The sequence below is a fragment of the Nocardia sp. NPDC004278 genome (genome assembly GCF_053602975.1).
In genome coordinates this window covers 357,293-379,465 of record NZ_JBSGEQ010000004.1, presented here as the reverse complement: position 1 = coordinate 379,465, position 22,173 = coordinate 357,293, and the positions used below count along the sequence as shown (strand labels likewise).

Annotated in this window: 19 protein-coding genes and 1 tRNA gene; 14 read left to right on the top strand and 6 right to left on the bottom strand. The window is 66.1% G+C overall.

The window, feature by feature from the left end; genetic code table 11:
• The first annotated feature begins 8 nt into the window (after positions 1 to 8).
• The 3 genes from ACWEO2_RS09055 to ACWEO2_RS09045 all read left to right on the top strand — a co-directional run bounded on the left by ACWEO2_RS09055 (position 9) and on the right by ACWEO2_RS09045 (position 2,870).
• The gene (locus ACWEO2_RS09055) at positions 9 to 971 is read left to right on the top strand and encodes an AAA family ATPase (RefSeq protein ID WP_452404816.1); all 963 of its coding nucleotides are present in this window, start codon (positions 9 to 11) and stop codon (positions 969 to 971) included.
• Between the two features lie 169 nt (positions 972 to 1,140).
• Positions 1,141 to 2,427, top strand: coding sequence for a DUF58 domain-containing protein (locus ACWEO2_RS09050; RefSeq protein ID WP_452404849.1), 1,287 nt, complete (start codon positions 1,141 to 1,143; stop codon positions 2,425 to 2,427).
• On the top strand, positions 2,424 to 2,870 hold the full coding sequence (locus ACWEO2_RS09045; protein ID WP_452404815.1) for a hypothetical protein: 447 nt from the start codon (positions 2,424 to 2,426) through the stop codon (positions 2,868 to 2,870). Before ACWEO2_RS09050 ends, ACWEO2_RS09045 begins: the two co-directional genes overlap by 4 nt.
• Before the next feature lie 903 nt (positions 2,871 to 3,773).
• On the opposite strand, the gene ACWEO2_RS09040 is transcribed toward ACWEO2_RS09045, so the two are convergent.
• A complete protein-coding gene (locus ACWEO2_RS09040) occupies positions 3,774 to 4,634 on the bottom strand; it encodes a MaoC/PaaZ C-terminal domain-containing protein (protein ID WP_452404814.1) in 861 nt (286 codons plus the stop codon).
• 188 nt (positions 4,635 to 4,822) lie between these two features.
• Positions 4,823 to 6,547 (bottom strand): 3-oxosteroid 1-dehydrogenase, encoded by a 1,725-nt coding sequence (gene kstD, locus ACWEO2_RS09035; protein ID WP_452404813.1) that lies wholly within the window; start codon positions 6,545 to 6,547, stop codon positions 4,823 to 4,825.
• Positions 6,548 to 6,652: 105 nt separating this feature from the next.
• On the opposite strand from kstD, the gene ACWEO2_RS09030 reads away from it, so the two are divergent.
• From ACWEO2_RS09030 to ACWEO2_RS08985, 10 genes are all read left to right on the top strand, one after another.
• Positions 6,653 to 8,293 (top strand): FAD-binding protein, encoded by a 1,641-nt coding sequence (locus ACWEO2_RS09030; RefSeq protein ID WP_452404812.1) that lies wholly within the window; start codon positions 6,653 to 6,655, stop codon positions 8,291 to 8,293.
• A gap of 1 nt (position 8,294) precedes the next feature.
• Complete coding sequence (locus tag ACWEO2_RS09025) at positions 8,295 to 9,080, top strand: 2-keto-4-pentenoate hydratase (RefSeq protein ID WP_452404811.1); 786 nt, start codon at positions 8,295 to 8,297, stop codon at positions 9,078 to 9,080.
• 10 nt (positions 9,081 to 9,090) lie between these two features.
• Complete coding sequence (locus ACWEO2_RS09020; RefSeq protein ID WP_354958557.1) at positions 9,091 to 10,005, top strand: acetaldehyde dehydrogenase (acetylating); 915 nt, start codon at positions 9,091 to 9,093, stop codon at positions 10,003 to 10,005.
• Between the two features lie 13 nt (positions 10,006 to 10,018).
• Positions 10,019 to 11,053 carry a 4-hydroxy-2-oxovalerate aldolase gene (dmpG, locus tag ACWEO2_RS09015; RefSeq protein WP_355185997.1) on the top strand — a complete coding sequence of 345 codons (1,035 nt, stop codon included), beginning with the start codon at positions 10,019 to 10,021 and terminating at the stop codon, positions 11,051 to 11,053.
• Positions 11,054 to 11,713: 660 nt separating this feature from the next.
• The gene (locus tag ACWEO2_RS09010) at positions 11,714 to 12,604 is read left to right on the top strand and encodes a hypothetical protein (protein ID WP_452404810.1); all 891 of its coding nucleotides are present in this window, start codon (positions 11,714 to 11,716) and stop codon (positions 12,602 to 12,604) included.
• Complete coding sequence (locus ACWEO2_RS09005; RefSeq protein ID WP_452404809.1) at positions 12,589 to 13,773, top strand: hypothetical protein; 1,185 nt, start codon at positions 12,589 to 12,591, stop codon at positions 13,771 to 13,773. The genes ACWEO2_RS09010 and ACWEO2_RS09005 overlap by 16 nt, the downstream gene beginning before the upstream one ends.
• Before the next feature lie 428 nt (positions 13,774 to 14,201).
• Positions 14,202 to 14,678, top strand: coding sequence for a hypothetical protein (locus ACWEO2_RS09000; protein WP_452404808.1), 477 nt, complete (start codon positions 14,202 to 14,204; stop codon positions 14,676 to 14,678).
• Between the two features lie 8 nt (positions 14,679 to 14,686).
• Positions 14,687 to 16,408 (top strand): asparagine synthetase B family protein, encoded by a 1,722-nt coding sequence (locus tag ACWEO2_RS08995; protein WP_452404807.1) that lies wholly within the window; start codon positions 14,687 to 14,689, stop codon positions 16,406 to 16,408.
• 37 nt (positions 16,409 to 16,445) lie between these two features.
• Positions 16,446 to 17,201, top strand: coding sequence for a hypothetical protein (locus ACWEO2_RS08990; protein WP_452404806.1), 756 nt, complete (start codon positions 16,446 to 16,448; stop codon positions 17,199 to 17,201).
• A gap of 60 nt (positions 17,202 to 17,261) precedes the next feature.
• Positions 17,262 to 17,334: transfer RNA gene (locus ACWEO2_RS08985), tRNA-Lys, on the top strand.
• A gap of 99 nt (positions 17,335 to 17,433) precedes the next feature.
• Here the strand turns inward: ACWEO2_RS08985 and ACWEO2_RS08980 are convergent.
• The gene (locus ACWEO2_RS08980) at positions 17,434 to 18,003 is read right to left on the bottom strand and encodes a TetR/AcrR family transcriptional regulator (protein ID WP_354958567.1); all 570 of its coding nucleotides are present in this window, start codon (positions 18,001 to 18,003) and stop codon (positions 17,434 to 17,436) included.
• Positions 18,004 to 18,129: 126 nt separating this feature from the next.
• Between ACWEO2_RS08980 and ACWEO2_RS08975 the strand changes: the two genes are divergently transcribed.
• Complete coding sequence (locus tag ACWEO2_RS08975) at positions 18,130 to 19,560, top strand: MFS transporter (protein WP_452404805.1); 1,431 nt, start codon at positions 18,130 to 18,132, stop codon at positions 19,558 to 19,560.
• 127 nt (positions 19,561 to 19,687) lie between these two features.
• Here ACWEO2_RS08975 and hsaB read toward each other — a convergent pair whose 3' ends face one another.
• From hsaB to hsaD, 3 genes are read right to left on the bottom strand one after another with little or no spacing between them, the layout of a single operon-like run.
• Positions 19,688 to 20,263 (bottom strand): 3-hydroxy-9,10-secoandrosta-1,3,5(10)-triene-9,17-dione monooxygenase reductase subunit, encoded by a 576-nt coding sequence (hsaB, locus tag ACWEO2_RS08970; protein ID WP_452404804.1) that lies wholly within the window; start codon positions 20,261 to 20,263, stop codon positions 19,688 to 19,690.
• Between the two features lie 38 nt (positions 20,264 to 20,301).
• Entirely contained in the window at positions 20,302 to 21,207 is a 906-nt protein-coding gene (gene hsaC, locus ACWEO2_RS08965; RefSeq protein ID WP_354958570.1) for an iron-dependent extradiol dioxygenase HsaC, read from the bottom strand.
• Positions 21,207 to 22,085: a 4,5:9,10-diseco-3-hydroxy-5,9,17-trioxoandrosta-1(10),2-diene-4-oate hydrolase gene (gene hsaD, locus ACWEO2_RS08960; protein WP_452404803.1), complete on the bottom strand. Its 879-nt coding sequence runs from the start codon at positions 22,083 to 22,085 to the stop codon at positions 21,207 to 21,209. The genes hsaC and hsaD overlap by 1 nt, the downstream gene beginning before the upstream one ends.
• Positions 22,086 to 22,173: the final 88 nt, after the last annotated feature.

Below are 22,173 nucleotides of genomic sequence, written 5' to 3'. Positions count from 1 at the left end.
GTAGACAAATGACGATGCCGATGGACGCGACCATCCAGCGCAGCGAGGCGGTACTGCGGGAACTGTCCCGAGTGATCGTCGGCAAGCGGGATGAGTTGCAGCTGATCATGATCGCCGTGCTCTCCGGCGGTCACATCTTGATCGAGGACCTGCCCGGCCTCGGCAAGACGCTCATCGCCAGGTCCTTCGCCGCCGCGCTCGGCCTGGACTTCACCCGCGTGCAGTTCACGCCCGACCTGTTGCCCGCCGACCTGCTCGGCTCCACCATCTACGACATGTCATCGGGCCGTTTCAATTTCCGGCGCGGTCCGGTGTTCACCAATATGCTGCTGGCCGACGAGATCAACCGCACGCCGCCGAAGACGCAGGCCGCGCTGCTGGAGGCAATGGCCGAGGGGCAGGTCAGCATCGATGGCGAGACTTTCCCGCTGCCGCAGCCTTTTGTCGTGCTCGCCACCGATAACCCGATCGAATACGAGGGCACCTATCCGCTGCCCGAAGCGCAGTTGGACCGGTTCGCGATGCAGCTGCGGCTGGGATATCTGTCGGAAGACGACGAACGGCAGATGATCCGCCGCCGCCTCGAGCGCGGTTCGGCGACACCGCAGGTGGTCCAGGTGGTGGATGCGAACGGGCTGATGGAGATGCGGCAGTCGGTCGAGTTCGTCACGGTGCATCCGGATGTGGTCAGCTATGTGGTCGCGCTCGCGAGTGCGACGCGCGGGCATCCGCAGGTCGAGGTGGGCGCGAGCCCACGGGCCGAACTCGATCTGGTGCAGATGTCGCGGGCCCGCGCACTGCTGCTCGGACGCGACTATGTGATTCCGGAAGATGTCAAGGCGCTGGCTGTTCCGGCGATGGCGCACCGGATCACCCTGCGTCCCGAGATGTGGGTGCGTCGGATCCGCGGCGAGGACGTGATCACCGAATTGCTGCGCCGTCTGCCGGTTCCGCGCGCATCGGTGACCTGATGCGGGGCAGGACATGACCCAGCCAGGTGTTTCCCAGCCGGATGCGACGGAGTCGGGCGGGATGCAGCCGGGAGCGCCGCAGTCCGGCGGGATCGAACCGGACGCCGTTATCCAGGGGATCGCGGCGGCCCGGGCCTATGACGCGCGACGGCCGGGCCGCGACGAGCCGATGGCGGGCGGTGCGCGGCACAGGGATATCAGCACATCGGTCGAGGCCGAATTGCGCTGGCGCCCGGCCCCATTGGTGTTCATGCTGGCGGTGGCCGCGGCCGTCGCGCTGGTGCTCGCGCTGGTACTCGGCCGCTGGCAGCTGGTCGTATTCGCGGCCCCGCTGCTCGGTGTGCTCGCCACCGCGCCATGGCAGCAGTCGACGACCCGGATCCTTGTCGACGGCGGCGGCACGCTGCGCTGCTTCGAGTCCGAGGAGATCGTGACGACGATCGTCGCCTTCGTCGAATCGGGCCATGCACTGCTGCGGCTGACTCCGGAGAAGTCCGCGGGCCTCGCAATCGAAACCGAGGAGGCGATCGATTCCGGGACGGCACCCGCCGGGCTGCGGCTGGCCCTGACGGCGGACCGCTGGGGTCGCTATCCGCTATCGGTCCGGGTCTCCGCGCTCAGTCCGGCGGGTCTGTCGGTCGCGACCGCGGTGCTGCCGGCAGGTCAGCTCTTCGTCTATCCGATCACCGACCCGCAGCGAATGAAGTTGCCGCGCACCGAACTTCCCGAACGGCTCGGCACGCACCTCACCCGCAAGCACGGTCCGGGCGTCGAGTACGCCGATATCCGCGCCTACGCGCCTGGTGATCAGCTGCGAATCGTGAACTGGCCGGTCAGCGCCCGGCGCGGGCGGCTATACGTCACCGAGCGGCTCACCAACCGATCCGCGGATGTGGTTGTGCTCGTCGACACTTCGCAGCAGGCGCCGGGTCCGGCCACCGACTCCCTGGAACTGTCGGTGCGCGGTGCGGCGCAGGTGGTGCAGTCGACGCTGCAGGCGGGGGATCGCACCGCGGTGGTCTGCCTCGGCCAGTCCCCCCGCTGGCTGCGCCCCGATATCGGGCGGCGGCAGTTCTATCGGATCGTGGACACCGTCCTCGATGTCGGCGATGAGCACATCCCGACCACCGGCACCCTCGCCCCACACGCCGCCGTCCCACTCGGCGCCATCGTCGTCGCCTTCTCCACCCTGCTCGACACCCAATTCGCCCTCGCCCTCATCGACCTGCGCAAGCGCGGCCATGTGGTCGTGGTCGTAGACGTACTGCGCGGCACCCCCTTCCAGGAAGAGCTCGACCCAACCCTCGCCAGAATGTGGAATCTGGAGCGCGCCTCGATGTATCGAGATATGGGCACCGTCGGCGTGGACATCGTCGCCTGGACCGAAGACGCCCGCCTGGACCAGGTAATGCGACTGATCCCCGAGCACCGCCGAACAGTACGGGTACGCCGATGATCCGATTCCTAGCAATCCTCTCCGGCGCCCTACTGGTCACCTCGATAACCCTGATGACCCCCTGGGCAGGCCTCCCCGCAGTCCTGCTCGTAGCAGCAGGCTGGTGGTTCCGCCTCCCCGCCGTCGCCGCAGTCCTCCTGGCAATCGGCGTACTAGCCGCCGCCGAGACCGGCGTACTAGCCGCCGCAGCAACAGGATTGGTGGCAACGGCCTACCTCCTCAACACCGCCACCGTCTCCGCCCCCGCGGGCGTAGTCCCAACCACCGTCCCCTCGGTAATCGGCGCAGTAGCCTTCGCAACCGTCGCCGTATGTGCGGCACTGCTCCCCCTACGCCTGGCCTGGGTCCCGATCGCCGCACCGATCCTGGTAGTCCTCCTGTACGCCTTGATAGTCCAAGGCCTAACCACCAAACGCCGCCGCACCAACAACACCCCCACCTAAACCATCCCTCGAGAATGCACTGATGCAGGCCCCACTCGCTGTTTACCTGCACCAGCGCATGGTGATCATCCGTCCAGCCGGGGCGGGACGAAATGTGACAGCTGGTGGCCTGCTTCGGCATGGAAGGTCTTGCAACGCAACCACAGCCAGTCTTCACGCCAGAAGCTGCGGGCCTGCCTAGGCAAGCTGCGGAAGACAAAGCCGGGTGCGTCACCCGTCGCGCCCAGCACGGCCCCAGCAAAACCCCTGTACGGCGGCCATTCCCGGACAGCAGCCCCCGAGAAGTCGGTGCAGTACCACAGGACCCACCGCAGCCCACTCCCACATCCGCCGAGAATGCACTGATGCAGGCCCCACTCGCTGTTTACCTGCACCAGCGCATGGTGATCAAACGTCCAGGTGCTGAAGGGGCGGGCGAGGGCGAAATGTCACCGCTGATTGTCTGCTTCGATATGGAAGGTCGTGTAACGCAACCACAGCCAGTCTTCACGCCAGAAGCTGCGGGCCTGCCTACGCAAGCTGCGGAAGACAAAGCCGGGTACGTCACCCGTCGCGCCCAGCACGGCCCCAGCAAAACCCCTGTACAGCACCCATTCCGGGACAGCGTCCCCCGAGAAGTCCGTGCAGGACCACAGGACCCACCGCAGCCCACCCCCACATCCGCCGAGAATGCACTGATGCAGGCCTCACTCGGCGTTTGCCTGCATCAGCGCATGGTGATCAAACGTCCAGGTCACGCGGCCCCAGTACAGCGCCCATTTCCAGGACGGCTGCCCCGAGAAGTCCGTGCATTACAACGGGACCCACCCCAGCCCACCCCCACATCCGCCGAGAATGCACTGATGCAGGCCCCACTCGCTGTTTACCTGCATCAGCGCATGGTGATCAACTGTCCAGGGAGGCTCAGGTGAAGCGGAGGGTTACGTCGGCGAGGACGGGAGCGTCGTCGCGTTCGACCACTGTTGCGGCAATGGTCAATTCGCTCTCGGTGCGCCAGATTTGGGTGCGGATGGTTTCGCCGGGGTATAGGACGCCGGCGAAGCGGGCGCGGAAGCCGGTGACGCGGCTTGCGTCCGAATCGAGGACTGTGTCGGTGGCGGTTTTGCAGACGATGCCGTAGGTGCAGAGGCCGTGCAGGATGGGGTTGGGGAAGCCTGCGGCTCGGGCGAATTCGGGGTCGGAGTGCAGGGGGTTGCGGTCGCCGCACATGCGGTACAGCAGGGCCTGCTGGGGCAGGGTTGGGGTGGTGACGTCGAAATCCGGGGTGCGGGTGGGGAGTTCGGCTTTCGTGCTCGGGCCGCGTTCACCGCCGAAGCCGCCCTCGCCCTTCGCGAAGATGGATGAGCGGGCGGTCCAGAGAGGTTCGCCATCGGAGCCGGTGACGGTCTGCTCCTGCACGACAACGGCGGCGGAGCCTTTATCCCACAGTTCGGTAATGCGTCCGGTGCTGGTGGCCTTGCCGGAGGCCGGAATCGGGCGATGCACCTCGACCTCCTGGTGGCCGTGCACCACCTTCGCGAGATCGATATCGATGCCAGGGAACTTGACCTTCGGCGGTTCGGTGTCGTGGAAGGTGGCCGCGACAGTGGCGAAGGTCGGCAGCACCTGTGGGGTGCGGTCGTCGAGGTAGCGCAGTTCGGCCGCATCGGTCCAGCGCGTGCCCGCCCCGAGTCCCAGCTGGTACAGCTGCACATCCGACGGCGTCCAGGCGAACTCCCGGCTGGGCAGTTCCGCGCCGAGGGCGATTTTCGGATCGATGGGCATCGAGTTCTCCTTGTGCATGCTTGTGGACAGATTCATCTGCCCGGTGCGGCCGGTCCTGGTCGGATGTGGTCCGGCGAGGTGGCCTGCGGTTCGTCGCTCACGGGGACGGTTGCCTCGAATCGATCCTGCGGCGAGCGCATCCGCGTGGGCAAGGGGGCGTCCGCTCGGTGAGACGCCCCCTCGGTCGCTCACGCCTCGGCGGCAGCCTCGGCCGACGGTCGCTTCTTGCGTTCGGCGATATCCAGCACCGCGAGGTAGCCGAAGGTGATCGCGGGGCCGATGGTGGCGCCCGGGCCGGCGTAGGTGTGGCCCATCACCGGGGTCGCGCTATTGCCGGAGGCATACAGACCCTCGATCACGGTGCCGTCCTCGCGCAGCACCCGGCCGGCGGTATCGGCGACCAGACCGCCCTTCGTACCCAGGTCACCGGGCACGATCTTGGCCGCGTAGTACGGACCCTGCACCAGCCCCGCAAGGCAGGGGTTGGGCTTCACCGTCGGATCGCCGTAGTAGCGGTCGTAATGGCTGTTGCCGCGGCCGAAGTCTTCGTCCTTACCAGTGTCGGCGAACTTGTTGAACCGCTCGACGGTCGCCGCCAGACTGTCCGCGGGCACCCCGATCTTGGTGGCCAACTCCTCGAGGCTATCGGCCTTGACAATGAGGTCGTTTTCCATCCAGCGGGACGGAAACCGCTGACCAGGCTGCAATCCGGCGAAGATGTAGCGGTTCCGGTAGCGCTGGTCGAAAACCAGCCACGCGGGGATATTCGCGCCTGGACCTTCACCCTGCCCATATTCGCCGCCGTACATGGTGTGCACAGCCTCGACGTAAGGAGCGGACTCATTTCCGAATCGCTTGCCATCGGCGTTGACCATGATGGTGCCGGGCAGATTCCGTTCGGCCAGTGCGAACCAGGGCTTACCGCCCTTGAAGATGGTCGGCCCCCACCAGGAATCCTCCATGAAGCCGACCGCGGCGCCCACATCCATGCCCGCATTGATGCCGTCGCCGGTATTGGCGGCCGCACCGGTGGTCCACTCGGTGGTGATGGGCTGGCGCTGGTACTTGGTGCGCATTTCGGCGTTGTGCTCGAAGCCGCCGCTGGCCAGCACTACCCCGTACTTGGCGGTGAACCGCACCGGCTCGCCGTTGTGCTCGGCCTCGACGCCGGTGACCACGCCGTCTTCCACAATGAGCTTGGTCAGCGGAGTGTTCAGCAGCAGTGGCACATTCGCATCCAGGAGCCCCTTGCGCATGGCGGCGATGATGGCCTGCCCCATGCCGAGGATGTGCTTACCGGTCCACTTGGCGAAATAGGTGCGGGCGCCGACTCGCATCGCCCGCATGATGCCCTTCGGGTGGCGGCGGATCAGATTGAGCCGCACGAAATCGGCCTGCATGACGACCACATTCAGCGGAGCCTTGGCGTACGGTGGCTCCAGATTGAACCGCTCCTCGCCGAGGACCTTGGCGTCGAACGGTGCGGGTTCGCACGAGCGTCCAGCGCCGAGGCCGCCCGGAGCCTCCGGGTAGTAGTCGGAGTAGCCGGGCACCCACTTCATCTTCAGCGGCGTGTGGTCGAGGACGAAGTCGAAGGCCTCCGCACCGCGGTCGATGTAGGTGTCGATCCGGTCCTTCGGCACCACGTCACCGATGATGCTGTGCAGGTAGGTGCGCGCATCCTCACGGTCATCGGGACGGCCGGACGCCGCGAGCGCCTTGTTACCGGGGATCCACACACCACCACCCGAGCGCGCGGTCGACCCGCCGTAGTGCGCGGCCTTCTCAATGATCACCGCACTCAGTCCATGGTGGGCTGCGGCGAGGGCGGCGGTCATACCTGCAGCACCACTGCCGACCACCACCACGTCGTAGCTCTGTGGATCATTAACCGGATCAGTCATGTAGAACACGTTATAGAATGGGGGCGCATTTGGTCTATGTTGAGTGGCAGAAGACTTGCTCGGCGTTCCATTCGTCGAGAAAACTTGTTTCAGTTTCTGACCGGAGTGATGTACATGGGCCTCGAATGGGACCTGGCCACCGACGTGGTCGTCGTCGGATTCGGCGCCGCGGGTGCGGCGGCCGCGCTGGAAGCGACGGATGCGGGTGCACAGGTGCTGGTGCTGGAGCGCTTCACCGGCGGCGGCGCATCGGCACTGTCCGGCGGCATCATCTATGCGGGCGGCGGCACATCGGTGCAGCACGAGGCGGGTGTGCGCGATACACCGGAGCAGATGCTGGCCTATCTCGAGCGTGAAGTCGGCACCGCCGTCCGGCCCGAGACGCTGCGGCGATTCGTCGCCGAGAGCCCCGCGATGATCGAATGGCTGAAGGGGCACGGGGTGCCGTTCGAGGCATCGCTGTGTCCGTACAAGACGTCGTACCCCAATGACAGCTACTACCTCTACTACTCGGGCAGTGAGGTCTCCGGTTACGGGCGCGAGGTCGCGGTGCCCGCCCAGCGTGGACACCGCGTCAAGGGCAAGGGCACCTCGGGTAAGAAGCTCACCGGTCCACTGGCCGCCTCGGCCGCGCGGCGCGGGGTTCGGGTGGAAACCCTCACGCAGGCAACCCGATTGATCGTCGATGACAACGGCACGGTGATCGGCGTCGAATGCGAGACCCTGCGCGATGCCCCGGGAGCGGTCCGGGACCGCTACGCCCGGATGGCGAAAATCGCGGCCAAGCCCGGCATCTACTACCCGCCGCTGCGCAAGGCGCTGGAGCGGCGGCTGGCGAAGCTGGATCGCCGCTACCGCACCACGATTCGGATCCAGGCCCGCCGCGGTGTGGTGCTCAGCGCGGGCGGGTTCATCGCGAATCGGGACATGCTGCGGGAATACGGGCCGCGCTACCGCGGGGGACTCGCACTCGGCACGACCGGTGATGACGGCAGCGGGATCCGGATGGCCCGACAGATCGGTGCCGCGACGGATCGGATGGGGAATATCTCGGCGTGGCGGTTCATCCTGCCGCCCAGCGCTTTTACCGGTTCGGTACTGGTCGACGCGGGCGGCCGCCGGGTCATCGATGAGACCCGCTACGGTGCCGCGGTCGGCCACGCGTTGATCACCGAACACGACGGCAAGGGCTGGCTGCTCGCCGACGACAAGCTCATGCGGACCGCGATCGGGCAGATCCGGACGCAGTCGGCCTGGTTCCAGCGCGGGCAGTTCGAGGCGATGCGGCGGACCGCGGTGCGCGGCGCGACCCTGGACGCCGTCGCGGCGAAGGCCGGTATCAATGCCGGCGGGCTGCGTGCCACCGTCGCCGAGCACAATGCCGCCATCGAGAACGGCGCGCCCGATCCGGTCGGCAAGCCCGCGGAGTTCACCAAAACTGTGGGGGCCGGGCCGTTCTGGTTGTTGGACGTGGGTATCAAGCCGAGCGTCATCAACCCGTGCCCGATGCTCACCCTCGGCGGCGTGGTCGTCGACGAGAGCACCGGAGCCGTGCAATCGAATGCCGGAACCGATATTCCCGGCCTGTTCGCGGCCGGGCGGACCGCGGTCGGTATCTGCTCGGACTCCTACGTCAGCGGATTGTCCCTGGCCGACTGCATTTTCTCCGGTCGGCGTGCGGGCAGGTTCGCGGCAGGTGCCGACGCGCTTTCGCGGGCAGCCGTGCCCGAAGCGACAACAGTGGAAGGAAATTAGCGTGCTGTCCGACGCGGTACGAATCGAATTGGCCGATGAACTCGACGTCGCCGAGCGCGACCGGGTCGGCATCGAACCCCTCATCGCCAGGCATCCCGATATCGATGTCGTGGACGCCTATGAGATCCAGCTGATCAATATCCGGCGCAAACTCGACAATGGCGCGAAGGTGGTCGGGCACAAGGTCGGGCTGTCCTCGCTCGCCATGCAGCAGATGATGGGTGTCGACGAACCCGACTACGGTCATCTGCTCGCGGATATGCAGGTATTCGAGGATGTTCCGGTCGAGACCTCGCGCTATCTGATCCCCCGGGTGGAGGTCGAGGTCGGCTTCATCCTCGGCGCGGATCTGCCCGGTGCCGATTGCACCGAGGCCGATGTGCTCGCCGCGACGGTCGCGTATGCGCCGTCCATCGAGCTGATCGATTCGCGGATCAAGGATTGGCAGATCGGGCTGGCCGACACCATTTCCGATAACGCGTCCTCGGCCGGTTTCGTGCTCGGTGCGGCACGAGTCGCGCCGAAAGACATTGATATCAAGGCCATCGACGCCGTGCTCACCCGCAATGGCGAGGTGATCGCCGAGGGCCGCAGCGATGCCGTGCTCGGCGATCCGGTCATCGCGGTGGCCTGGCTGGCCCGCAAGGTGGCCAGCTTCGGGGTGCGGCTCAAGGCGGGCGACATCGTGCTGCCCGGCTCCTGCACCCGCGCCATCGACGCCCGTGCGGGTGATTCGTTCCATGCCGAGTTCGCCGGACTCGGTTCTGTCCGTTTGCAATTCAAATAGGAGGCTGGCCGTGTCCGAAACGGGGACCGTCACCGCCGCGATCGTCGGATCCGGCAATATCAGCACCGATCTGCTGTACAAACTGCTGCGCTCCACCACGGTGGAACCGAAGTGGATGATCGGAATCGACCCGGAGAGCGAGGGTTTGAAGCGCGCCCGCGGGCTCGGGCTGGAGACCTCGCACGAGGGCGTTGACTGGTTGCTCGCGCAGTCGGAGCTGCCCGATCTCGTCTTCGAGGCGACCTCGGCGTATGTGCATCGCGCCGCGGCACCCAAATATGCCGAGGCCGGGATCCGCGCGGTCGACCTCACCCCCGCCGCCGTCGGGCCCGCGGTCGTGCCACCGGTGAACCTGGTCGGTGCGAATCTCGATGCGCCGAACGTCAATATGATCACCTGCGGTGGTCAGGCCACCATTCCGATCGTCGCGGCGGTATCGCGCGTGGTGCCGGTGCCCTACGCCGAGATCGTGGCCTCGGTATCGTCGGTCTCCGCCGGACCGGGCACCCGCGCCAATATCGATGAGTTCACCAAGACCACCTCGCGTGGTGTGGAGACGATCGGCGGCGCGCAGCGTGGCAAGGCGATCATCATTCTGAACCCGGCCGAACCGCCGATGATCATGCGCGACACCATCTTCTGCGCGATCCCGGAAGATGCCGATACCGATGCGATCGCCGATTCCATCCATCGGATGGTCGAGGACATCCAGAAGTACGTGCCCGGCTACCGGCTGCTGAACGAGCCGCAGTTCGACCCGCCGTCGGTGGTTTCCGGTGGTATGGCGAAGGTTTCGGTCTTCGTCGAGGTCGAGGGCGCCGGTGACTTCCTGCCGCCGTACGCGGGCAACCTCGACATCATGACCGCCGCCGCCACCCAGGTCGGCGAGGTCATGGCACAGCAGATTCTGTCGGCCCGGGTGTAAAGGAGCCTTCGATATGGTCTATTCAGCAGAACTCGACATCCGCGTCACCGATACCTCGCTGCGTGACGGCTCGCACCACAAGCGCCACCAGTTCACCGCCGACGATGTGCGCAATATCGTCACCGCGCTGGACGGCGCCGGTGTGCCGGTCATCGAGGTGACCCACGGCGACGGCCTCGGCGGCTCATCGTTCAACTACGGCTTCTCGCACACTCCCGAGCAGGAACTGGTCAAGATCGCGGCGGAGACGGCCAAGCAGGCCAAGATCGCGGTGCTCATGCTGCCCGGCGTCGGCGTCAAGGAGGACATCAAGATCTCCCAGGACAACGGTGCCTCGATCTGCCGCATCGCCACGCACTGCACCGAGGCGGATGTGTCGATCCAGCATTTCGGTCTCGCGCGCGAGCTGGGACTGGAAACCGTCGGCTTCCTGATGATGTCGCATACCCAGCCGCCGGAGGCGCTGGCCAAGCAGGCCCGCATCATGGCCGACGCGGGTTGCCAGTGCGTCTACGTGGTGGACTCGGCGGGTGCGCTTGTGCTCGAACAGGTTTCGGACCGGGTCGCCGCGCTGGTCGCCGAACTCGGCGATGATGCCCAGGTCGGTTTCCACGGGCACGAGAACCTGGACCTGGCTGTTGCCAACTCCGTCTACGCCGTTCGCGCGGGTGCGAAGCAAATCGACGGCAGCGCACGGCGATTCGGCGCGGGCGCGGGCAATACCCCGGTTGAGGCATTCGTCGGCGTCTGCGACAAGCTCGGCATCAAGACCGGTATCGACTTCTTCGCGATCGCCGATGCGGCCGAAGACGTGGTCCGCCCGGTCATGCCGCAGGAATGCCTGCTGGACCGCCAGGCACTGATGATGGGCTACGCGGGCGTGTACTCCAGCTTCCTCAAGCACGCCGAACGCCAGGCCGAACGCTACGGCGTCTCCGCCGCCGAGATGCTGGTCCGCGCAGGCAAGCGCAAACTCGTCGGCGGCCAGGAGGACCAGCTGATCGATATCGCCCTCGAACTCCAGCGCGAGGCCACCGTCTCCGCCTGACCCAGACCGCAAGGCCGCGACCGGTCCCCAACTGGTCGCGGCCTTTGCATGGGGTGCCGCATATCCAGTGGGTACCGCGCGCAACTTACGCGCGGTACCCAGTAGATATGCGCGAGCCTCGGTCTGTGCCCGAAATGTTACTGCGCGAGGGTTTTCCGGGGGCGCGGTGTTTGCGCGGGGCGTCCGAGTGCCTTACCGAGGCATGTACTCGTGGGCGGAGCCCACTGGATGCGGTGCAGGGCTCTAGCAGCGGGTGAACTGGTGTGCGTGCGGGCAGGTGCAATTTGGTTGGCGGCGAAGAGGGCCAGTTGATCGAAATCGCTGGGAGCTTCAGCGTGAGGTCTCTGTCTCCAGCTGATCCGAGGACGGCAAGGCCGGGACCGGGTCCTGGCCGCCTTTGCATGGGGCGGGGCAGTGCCTGTACAGGGTGTACTTGTGCGCGGTACCGGCCGGATGGTGCGTCGGTCGCTGGCCGGTGGGTGAACATTGGAATTTTGGGGTCGCGGGTGGTGGGGGAATCGGAGACTATGAGGCGTGATCTGTCCGCATTGCAATGCGAATCTGTTGCGCAAGGAGCGCGGGGGGCGGCGCTGTTCGACTTGTAAGCGGGAGTTTGCGCTGGAGCCGAGGGAAAGTCCGTTCGGACTGCACGATATTCGGATGCGCAAGCTGGCCGAGCGGCTCGGGGACGGGCGGGGCCTGCGGTATACCTTGACGCAGCTCTGGTATGCGGCGGGGCGCAAGAAGGTTCCGGATGTGCTGCAGGTATTCAAGCGGGTGCGCATCGGGGCTTCGGTGGCCATTGTGGTGGTGGCCTTCTTCCTGATGGTCAGTGGCGCGGCACCGGCGGGGGTGGTGATTCCGCTCGGTGCGCTGGTGCTGGCGCTGGCCATTGTCGGTCTGCGGTCCGCGCGGCCCTGGTTCCTGAGCCGGGCCTCGGTCCGAATGCCGGTGTCGTACACCGTCTTCCGTCGGGATGTGATCGGTCGGTGGGCCCCGATCTACAACGGTCCGCCGCCCGGCTCGGTGGACGAATCGCTGGTGAAACCGCCCGCCGTGCAGCGGCCCCGATTCGCCGTGCTGTGCCCGGATGTGAGCGTGCTGGCCTGCCTTGCCGCGAACGAGATATCGCGGACCTGGGATATGGCCCTATCGGATCGCATCGATCGGCTGCCACCGGATGTGCCGGTGATCGTGCTGCACGATGCCAGCCTGGCCGGTGTCGCCCTGGCCGGGCAGGCTCGGGTGGCGCTCGGTACCCGGGTCGTGCCGGTCGGTCTGTGGCCGCGCGCGGTACTGGCCAATGCTTCGGCGCTGCGGCTGCGTGAGCCTCGACCGCCGGAGTCCGATACCGCATTTCTGCGCGGGGAAGCGCTCTCGGCGGCGGAGATCGAATGGCTCACCGAAGGGTGGTGGTCGCCGATCGCCGCGATTGCGCCGGCGAAACTGCTCGCGGTGCTGGAACGGGCGGTCGAGCGGGTCGAGGATGCGGCCGATCCGGAGCGACGGCGCGCCCGCGAGGTAGGTTTCCTCACGTGGCCGGCCGGGTGAAACCGCATATGCTCGATCGGCTGCTGCGCATCGCCGCCGAACGAGCCGCCGCGCCGAGCGGTATCCGATTCACCGAGCGCCAGCTCTATTACGAGGTGTGCCGAATCCTCACACCGGTGCATCGGATCCCACGGCGCTTCGCATTCACGGTCCCCGCACCGCTGAGCTACGCGTCCTTTCGCAGCGCGCTCGACCGCCACGGCGAGCTGCCGGGCCTTTTGACGCTCGCGCCACCGGAGGCCACCCGAGCCGGACGGCACACACCCGAACCGGACCTGTTCGACTACGGCCTACCACGGCTGCTCGTCTGCGAATCGGACGCAATCGCACAAATGCTGCGCGCCAACGGATTACCGATGGAATCCGCATGTCCGGTACTCAGTGCGGCCGAACTCCCGCTCGATCCCGGCATCGCAGGCATGCTCGCAAGTGTGCCGGGCACCATCTATCTGCTGCACGATGCGAGCGCTGCCGGACTCACCTTCCCAGCTCGGCTGAGGGAACTGACCGAAATCCCCGATGGCGTACGAGTCGTCCCCTTGGGCCTACGCCCGCGCCAAGCAGGCACACTGCACCTGTCCCATGTCAGTGGGCCGATGCCGAACAAGCTTGCGGCACAGACAGATTCGATGAAACGTGCACAGTTCCGCCGCAGCCCAGCGCTGAGCGTCGAGGCGGCACAGATGGATCAGTGCCAGCGCGCAGAGCTGGACTGCGATCCTGGGGCGAACACGATAGCGGCGCAGGTGGATTTGTCCGGACGCGCACGGTTGCGCCGTGACCCAGCGCCGGGCGCCGAGGGGGCGCAGGTCGATTCGCGCGAGCGCGAAGAGTTGAACGACCCAGCGCCGAGCACGTTTCTCGAGCACGTGGGTCCGACGCAAAGTACACAATTGCGCCGCGGCCGGGCATCCAGCGCTGAGGCGGCTTCGTGGGAACGCGAAGAGCCCTACGGCGACCCTGCACTGAGCGCGATGGTGGCGCAGCTGGATTCGTGGGAACGCGCATGGCTGCGCCGCGGCCGCTACATCGAGGTCGAGGCAGTGCGCCCGGCCTCGCTGCTGCGCACCGTCCACCGCCTCGTCCGTGAGGTCCGCCCACCCCGATCCACCTTTACTGAGTTACGCCGCGCCCGAAAAGCAGGCTTCCTGACCTGGCCCGCCGCATGAGTTTCCATGCCGCCGTTGGGCAGCAGGGCGTGCTGGCGACCGGTCGATCAAGGGGCGGATATGGCTGTGGCACGGGCGCTGGATCGAGCGCGGCGTCGCCGGTGTGGTGGCGCTGTGCATCGCTTGGTTCGCGGGGTGCGCGTGCCGATTACGCGTGCTACTGGTGTGCGCCGTGCACGGCACGCGGGCTTGCTGATGTGGCTTGCCGCAGGAGGTTCCAGGGCATCACGGGGCACGCGGGTTTGCAGGCTGGTGGATCGGCGGGGTCGTGTAGATGTGGCATGGATGCTTCGTCGAACGGGCTGCCGTCCGTCCGGCTGCGCTGCGGACCGGCTGGTTTGCGGGGTGCGCGTGCCGATAACGCATGTGACCGAACTACGCAGAACTACGGGCTTGTTGGTCTGGCCCGACGCAGAAAGGGGAACGCCGTGTCGGAGCATCGGCAGATCACTTATACCGATGAACTGCTTGCTGATGGGTCCGTGCATCGGCGCTATGCCGATGGGCGTCAGGAGTGGCGGACTCGTGATGCGCAGGGGGTCGTGTCCTGGCGTGATGATCGAGGTGGCTCTGGGACCGATGAGGCGCTCGGTCCGAAGATCGTGAAACGCGTGTACCGCAGTGGATCCGTTGTGTACGGGCGGGAGGCGGGTTTCGGGCGCACGCTGTGGGGTGACGGTGTGCTGACGGTGAATCGGTCCTCATTCGGTGGTCGGCTCGGTGCGACTGTGGCCGCGGGCGCACTGCTGGGCGCGCTGGTTATGCCGCCGATTTCAATGACCGCCGAGGAAGAGGAGGAACTGCGCCGACAGGCGGTTGCGCAGTCGTCCGGTTCCAGTGACGGGGGCGGCGATTACGGCGGCTGGGACGATGACGGCGGGGATGACGGCGGCGATTTCGGCTGAGGGGAACCATGTCTCGTTGGTGTGCTTTCCAGACGCCGGATGACCCGGCCGGTCAGGTGCGGGCGGTCGGCGGTGATCCGGTGTCGGTCATCGGTCGTCATGCGCTGGGGTTGCTCGAGGGTCCCGGCGTCGCGGCGGGGCCTTTCACCGTTGGTGCGTTGACCGCGGTCGGTGAGGTCACGCTGTTCAACGCCGCCCGGCTGCGTGCCCGACTCGGCGCGGACGTATCACCGGACTGCGCCGACGGCGAACTGCTATTGCACTGCTACGCCCGTTTCGGACTCGACGGAATCGCCACAGCGGACGGCATGTTCGCACTGGCCATCGCCGACGGTACCGATCTGGTGTTGATCCGCGACCACGTCGGCACCCGCACGCTCTTCCACGCGCGCGCAGGCCATGGCTGGGCCGCATCCACCTCGCTGCGCGCACTGCACCGCTGGCCCGCGCTGCGCACCGGACTGCATCTACCCGCGGTTCGGTCATTCCTCACCTTCGCCTACCTGCCGGGCCGCGAGACGCTGCTGCGCGATATCAGCGAGGTCCTGCCCGGCCGCTGCGTTCGCCTGCGCGACGACGGCTCGATGACCGAGGAAACCTACTGGGAGCCGATCGAAATCGAGGATGCGCGCTCGGCCGCCGACCACGCGCTGGCGCTGCGCGAACTGCTCGAGGACGCGGTCGCCCGGCGCCTGCCCACGGGCGAACCGGTCGGGGTGCTGCTCTCCGGCGGTATCGACAGCAGTCTGGTCACCGCGCTCGCCGCCAAGCTGCACGATCAGCGCGTGCGGTCGTATTCCATCAGCTTCGGCGGCACCACACCGAACGAGCTCGCCTACTCCGGTCTCGTTGCCACGCACTGCAATACCGAACATCGAATACTCACCGTGCCCGGTGCGACGGTCGCGTCGCGACTGGCGGAGACGGTATCGCTGCTGGACTGCCCGGTCGGCGATCCGCTCACCGTACCGAATCTGATGCTCGCCGAAGCCGTTGCCGCGGACGGTATTCGGGTGGTGCTCAATGGCGAGGGCGGCGACCCGGTCTTCGGCGGTCCCAAGAACTTGCCGATGCTGATCTTCGAATTGTCCCGCGACGATCCGGCTCCCGACGCCAGGGCTGCGGCCTATCTGGACAGCTACCGCAAGTGCTACAGCGACCTGCCGGTGCTACTGAGCCCCGACGTGCTGACCGCACTCACCGATGCGCCACCGCTGACCGAGCTGATCGCCCCGTACCTGCGCCAGGGTCGAATGACCGGCCTGCTCAACCAGTTGCTGCATACGAATCTGCGCACCAAGGGCGCACATCACATCCTGACCAAGGTCGAACGACTGACCGCCGCAAGCGGTTTGGAGGGACGTGCGCCGCTGTTCGACCGCGCCGTGATCGACCACGCCTTCCGCGTGCCCGGTCGGTACAAGCTCGCCGGTACCAGCGAGAAGTGGATTCTCAAGCAGGCTGTGCGAGACCTACTTCCGGCCACCATCGTGGACCGTCCGAAGAGCGGTATGCGAGTGCCGGTGCAGCAGTGGCTCTCCGGACCGCTGCGCGAACTCGGTCACGACCTGCTGCTCGGCTCGTCGGCCCGGGCGCGTGGCCTGTTCCGCGAGGACACCATCCGCTCGTGGTTGCGCGGTGACGGCGCGCTGCTGCCGCGACAGGGCGGCAAGTTGTGGCTGGTGCTGTCGTTGGAGCTGTGGTTGCGTTCCTTCGACGTTGGGCCGTGACCCGCATTCGTCCGCTGGAGTAGCACCGAGGAGCCGCATGTCCGATCCGCGAATCAAGTACCGCGCAGACGATGAGAACGAAATCCACGACCTCGCCGACTTCCAGGATGCGGGACGCAATGTCGTCACGCCCGTCGCGCAATTTCCGGCCGAGGTCGCCGCGGTGGTCGTTCAAGCGTTCGCCCAGATAGTCCGCAATGCCAAGGCAAGTCGTGCCGCCACCACCCCCGACGCGGATGGCATCGTCCGATCCCAGACCTTCGAAGAGGGCGACGTCTATATGATCGAAACCCCCTTCGACGGCTTCTTCGCCGACCGCTACATCATGGATTTCTACAATGCCGAGGAACGCGGGATCTGCTCGCGCATGCATTTGCACACCGGCCTGCGCTTCGTCCGGATGATGACCGGTCCCGACACCCACATCCGGGTGAGCAGCCTCTCGCCGTTCCGGGTGACCGATGTCGTCGGCGTTACGCCTTTCGTGCCGAGCGAATTCGAGGACGAACTACCGGATACGCCGCCCGGCCTGCACCGCACCAGATACAACCTGATCGTCCCGCCATGCTCCTTCGTCGATATGCAGATTCCGCGTGGTGTCAGCCACCAGTTCAATGCCATCGGCCCACATGCGGTCATCGATTCGGTGCATCCGGAAGAGTCCATCGAGGTTTTCCGCGAACAGATGTCCGGCTTCAAGATGATGGCCCAAACCGTTTTCCTGGCAGAAGAATTGCCGGATGCCGCCACGTGCACGTCGCACACCTGGCCCGCCGCGGATGCCATCGGATAATTCGATTGCGATCGCGCGCGGGCGTTCTTACGGTGGATACAACGAGTTCGAGGTCGCCATGCGCCTGTAGCTCAGTTGGTAGAGCTCCGTCCTTTTAAGTCGGTTGTCGTGGGTTCGATCCCTACCGGGCGCACTGAGGAAAGACAACCAGACGGGCGTCTGGGATCGCCTGCTGAGCGAATCGAGGTGTAAGCCTTGGGGATCGACACCTCGGCTTCCCGCCACAGCGCGCTCAGTCCGACGCGCGCATACCGTCCAGCGTCACGGTGAGCATCCGATCGGCGGCTTCGGGCACCGTTTCGCACGCGACCCCGATGCCATGGCCGAATCTGAGCAGATCGCGCGGCTCGATATCGCGACGGATCTCGCCGGCGTCCTGTGCCGCCTGCAGGAGTGCGCCCGCCGCATCGGTGATCAGGGTCCGGCACAGCTGGAAGGTCGGCGAGCCCTTGTCCATTCCGGCCTTCAGGGTGGTCGCGAGGCTGCGGTTGTCCATCACCCACTGCACCTGTTCGCGCAGCCACTGCTCGAAAGCCTCAGCAGCCGGACGGGTTTCGAGCAGGTCGTGGGCGCGGGCACTCAATTGTTCGATGCTGGAACGGTATACGGCCTCGACCAGCACCTCGCGGCTCGGAAAGTGCCGGTAGAGCGTGCCGATGCCGACACCGGCGCGGCGCGCGATCTCTTCCAGTGGCGCCTCGGGGCCTTGTTCGGCGAACGCCTCCTGAGCGGTCGTCACGATCCGCTCGTAGTTGCGCCGGGCGTCCGCGCGCATCGGCCGTCCGGTCGACGGTGCTGCCATATTCCCTCCAGTGGAAAACGGAAGGACCCTCCAGATAGAGTTGCGTAACTGGAGGAACCCTCCATATGATAGCTCCATCCAAAACGGAGGCTACCTCCGCTTGAATCTCATGCGATGGAGCGTTCTTTGTCCACCACTCTCTCCGCGGATACTCGTGTGTCCGCCACCCCGACAGCCGGTCGGCTCCGCTCCGGCATCGTGCTGGTCACCCTGCTGACCTGCCAATTGATGATCATCCTCGACATCACGGTGATGAATGTGGCGCTGCCGCGCATCCGCACCGACCTGCACTTCACCGCGACGAACCTGTCCTGGGTGATGAATGCCTACACCCTGGTCTTCGGCGGGCTGCTGCTGCTCGGCGGCCGCGCCGGTGATCTGTTCGGCCGCCGCAACCTGTTCATCGCCGGTACGGCACTGTTCACACTCGCCTCGCTGGCGGGCGGACTGGCGCCATCGGCGACCTGGCTGCTCATCGCTCGTGTCGTACAGGGCATCGGCGGTGCCATGGCCGGGCCGAGCACCCTCGCGCTGCTGACCACCACATTCAGCGAACCCAAGGCCAGGATGCGGGTGCTCGCATTGTTCTCCGGCATGTCCAGTGCGGGCTTCGCGATCGGCCTCATAGTCGGCGGACTGCTGACCGAATGGCTGAGCTGGCGCTCCGCACTGTTCATCAATGTGCCCTTCGGTCTGGCCGTGGTCGTGCTGGCGCTGCGCTATCTGCCGATCGTCGAGCGTCAGCCCGCGCGCCTCGACCTGCCCGGTGCCGTGACCGCCACCGGCGGCGTCGCCGCGCTGGTCTACGGCTTCATCAGCGCCGCGTCACACGGCTGGGGCGATGCGGGAACGGTTATTTGGCTGGCGGTCGGCGCGGCATCGGTCGCCGCCTTCCTGACCATCGAGGCGCGCACGGCCCAGCCCCTGCTGCCATTGCGGCTGTTCCTCGACCGCAATCGCGCCGCGGCCTACGCCAATATGTTCCTCGGCCCGATGGCCGGTATGTCGATGTTCTTCTTCCTCACCCAATACCTGCAGGAAGTGCGCGGATTGTCCGCGCTGGCAACGGGTTTCGCCTTCATGCCGACCGCACTGCTGATGTTCACCATGATCCGGCTGATTCCGCGGTTGCTGCCGCGCTTCGGTCCGAAACCGGTGACCGTGGTCGGCACGATATCGATGGCGGCCGGTCTGGCCCTGCTGACCCGACTGACGGTCGACAGCGGCTACTTCCCACTGCTGTTCGTCGCCATGATCCTGATGGGATGCGGTATCGGCCTTGCCTTCTCACCGCTCAATGTGATCATCATGTCGAGCGTGCCCCCGGCCGAAGCCGGTGCCGCGGGCGGCGCACTGCAAACCCTCCAGCAGACCGGCGCCTCCCTCGGCCTCGCCATCCTGGTCACCATCTTCGGCACCGCCTCCCGCGATGCCGGAGGTTCGGCACAGCACGCCCTGGTCAGTGGCATTACCACCGCCTTCGCCGCAGCAGTGGGCATTGCCGCCTTGACCTTCGCAGTCGCCCTGACCTTCCGCAGCACCCGCCCCACAACCTGACCATCTAACGCCGCTGTGGCCCGACCCGAGTTACTTCGGGTTGGGCCACAGGTAGATCCGCAGGTTGCCTACGCCGACGAATGATGGAGCGCGCGAAGGTGATTCGACTCATACATACGCCGCAACGCTAGAGCCAGGTGTCCAGCGTTGTGGTGGTGAGGAAATGCTCCAGGTCGTGGCGCCAGGGGGCAGGGACGGTCTTTTCCGGTTCGATGGCCGTGTACTGCCCACGGTAGAACAACAGCGGCCTGCCGGAGCTGGTCGACTCCGACAGGGCCAGGACTCGGCCGATCACTATGTAGTGATCGCCGCCGTCGACGACGCTGTCCACCTTGCACTGGATGGTGGCCAGGGCGTCGTCCAGGAGCGGGAGCTCCAGTTCCGAGGTGTGCCAGCTGGTTTCGGCGAATTTATCGGGTTCGCGGGAACCGAAGCGGGCGCACAGCTGCTGCTGCTCTTCGGCCAGGACGTTCACGCAGAAGCGTCCGGACTCTTCGATGGCCGCCCAGGACCGGGACGTCTTGGTCGGGCAGAACAGGACCAGGGGTGGGTCGAGGGACAGGGCGGCGAAGGATTGGCAGGCGAAGCCGATCGGGGCGCTGTCGGTATCGAAGGTGGTGATCACCGTGATACCGGTGCAGAACTGTCCAAGGACATTTCGGAACTGCCGTCCGTCGATCGCGGGGTAGTCGTCGATTGTCATGGTCTTCCCGCCCGTATCGTCGCTCGCCCTGTCACTCATTACTGCTGCCGCTGTCCGACCGTGAAGTCGTGACCCCACAGGCTGACCGCGGTGGATTCCCTGGCGATCCAGTCGTCGTCATCGACTTCCAAACCCTCACAGCCGAATTCGACATCGAATCCGCCAGGTGTCTTCATATAGAACGACAGCATCTTGTCGTTGACGTGCCTGCCGAGCGTCGCCGACATCTTCACCTTCTTGCGCAGCGCGCGGTCCAGGCAGAGCCCGACATCGTCGGACCCCTCCACCTCGAGCATGAGGTGCACGATGCCGCTCGGGGTCGGCATGGGCAGGAAGGCCAGCGAGTGGTGCCGCGGATTGCAGCCGAAGAAGCGCAGCCAGGCCGGTTCGCCGTCGGCCGGACGTCCGACCATCTGCGGTGGCAGCCGCATCGAGTCGCGCAAACGGAAGCCGAGCACATCGCGGTAGAAGGTCAGCGCGGCCGCATCGTCCTTGGTGCTGAGCACCACATGGCCGAGTCCCTGTTCGCCCGTGACGAACCGGTGCCCGTACGGGCTGACCACGCGCCGATGCTCCAGTGCCGCACCGTGAAAGGCCTCCAGGGTGTTGCCGGAGGGATCCTCGAACGAAATCAGGTCGTAGACCCGGCGATCGGCCTTTTCCTGCGCGGTGCCCTCCTTGAACGGCACCCCGGCCGCATCCAGCCGGTCCCGAATGTCTTGCAGATCAGCGGCATTGGCGGTTTCCCAGCCGGAGACCTGCAGCCGGTCCTTATCGCCGGGCACGATGACCAGGCGTGCCGGGAAGTCGTCCATGCGCAGGTACAGCGCCTCTGGATCGCCGCCCTTGCCCTCGACCATGCCGAGCACCTTGAGTCCGTATTCGCGCCAGGCCGCCATGTCGGTGGCCTCGATGCGCAGATACGCCAGTGATCGAATGCTCATCACTTCTCCTTCACACCGGCAAGGAAGTCCGTTGCCAGCCGGTTGAATTCATCGAACTTTTCCAGCTGGGCCCAGTGTCCGCAAGCACCGAATACGTGCAGCTGCACCCGTGGAATCATCTTCGTCGCGACCAGTGCGCCATCGAGCGGATTCACCCGATCCTCCCGGCCCCAGATCAGCAGCACCGGCTGACGCAGCTTATAGGCGTCGCGCCAGATCATGCCCTGCTCGAAATCGGATCCGGCGAACGACTTTCCCATCGCCCTGGTCGCGGCCAGTGCCTCGGGTGTGCTCGCCGAAGCGAAACGCTCATCGATCAGCTCATCGGTGATCAGCGACTGATCGAAGACCATGATCCGCAGGAACGCCTCCAGGTTCTGCCTGGTCGGCTCGTAATTGAACTTCGCGAGCTGCTTGACGCCCTCGGTCGGGTCCGGCGCGAACAGGTTGAGGCTCAACCCACCCGGACCCATCAGCACCAGTTTGCCCGCCCGATCCGGGTAGTCCAGCGCGAACCGCACCGCGGTACCGCCGCCGAGCGAATTGCCGAGCAGGTGCACACGTCCGGTGATATCCAGGGCATCGAGCAGATCCCGCAGTGCCGAGGCGCTGTGCACGAAGTACTGCGGATGATCGGTCGGCTTGTCCGAGCGTCCGAAGCCCGGCTGGTCCACGGCGAGTACGTGAAAGTTGCGCGCCAGCTCCGGGATATTGCGGGCGAAGTTCGACCACGAGGAGGCACCGGGCCCGCCGCCGTGCAGCAGCACGATCGTCGGGCCATTGCCGACCCCGGCCTCGTGGTAGTGCAGGCGCAGATCGGGCCGCACCTGCGCGTACCGCGAGGTCGATTCGTAGGTGAGCTCGACTGTGGTGGTCACAGCTGCACCTCGCTGGCGCTCGGTTCCGCTGCGACCGGTGGTGCTGTGTCCATGGTGCGCTCGGTCACAGCTGCACCTCGCTGGCGCT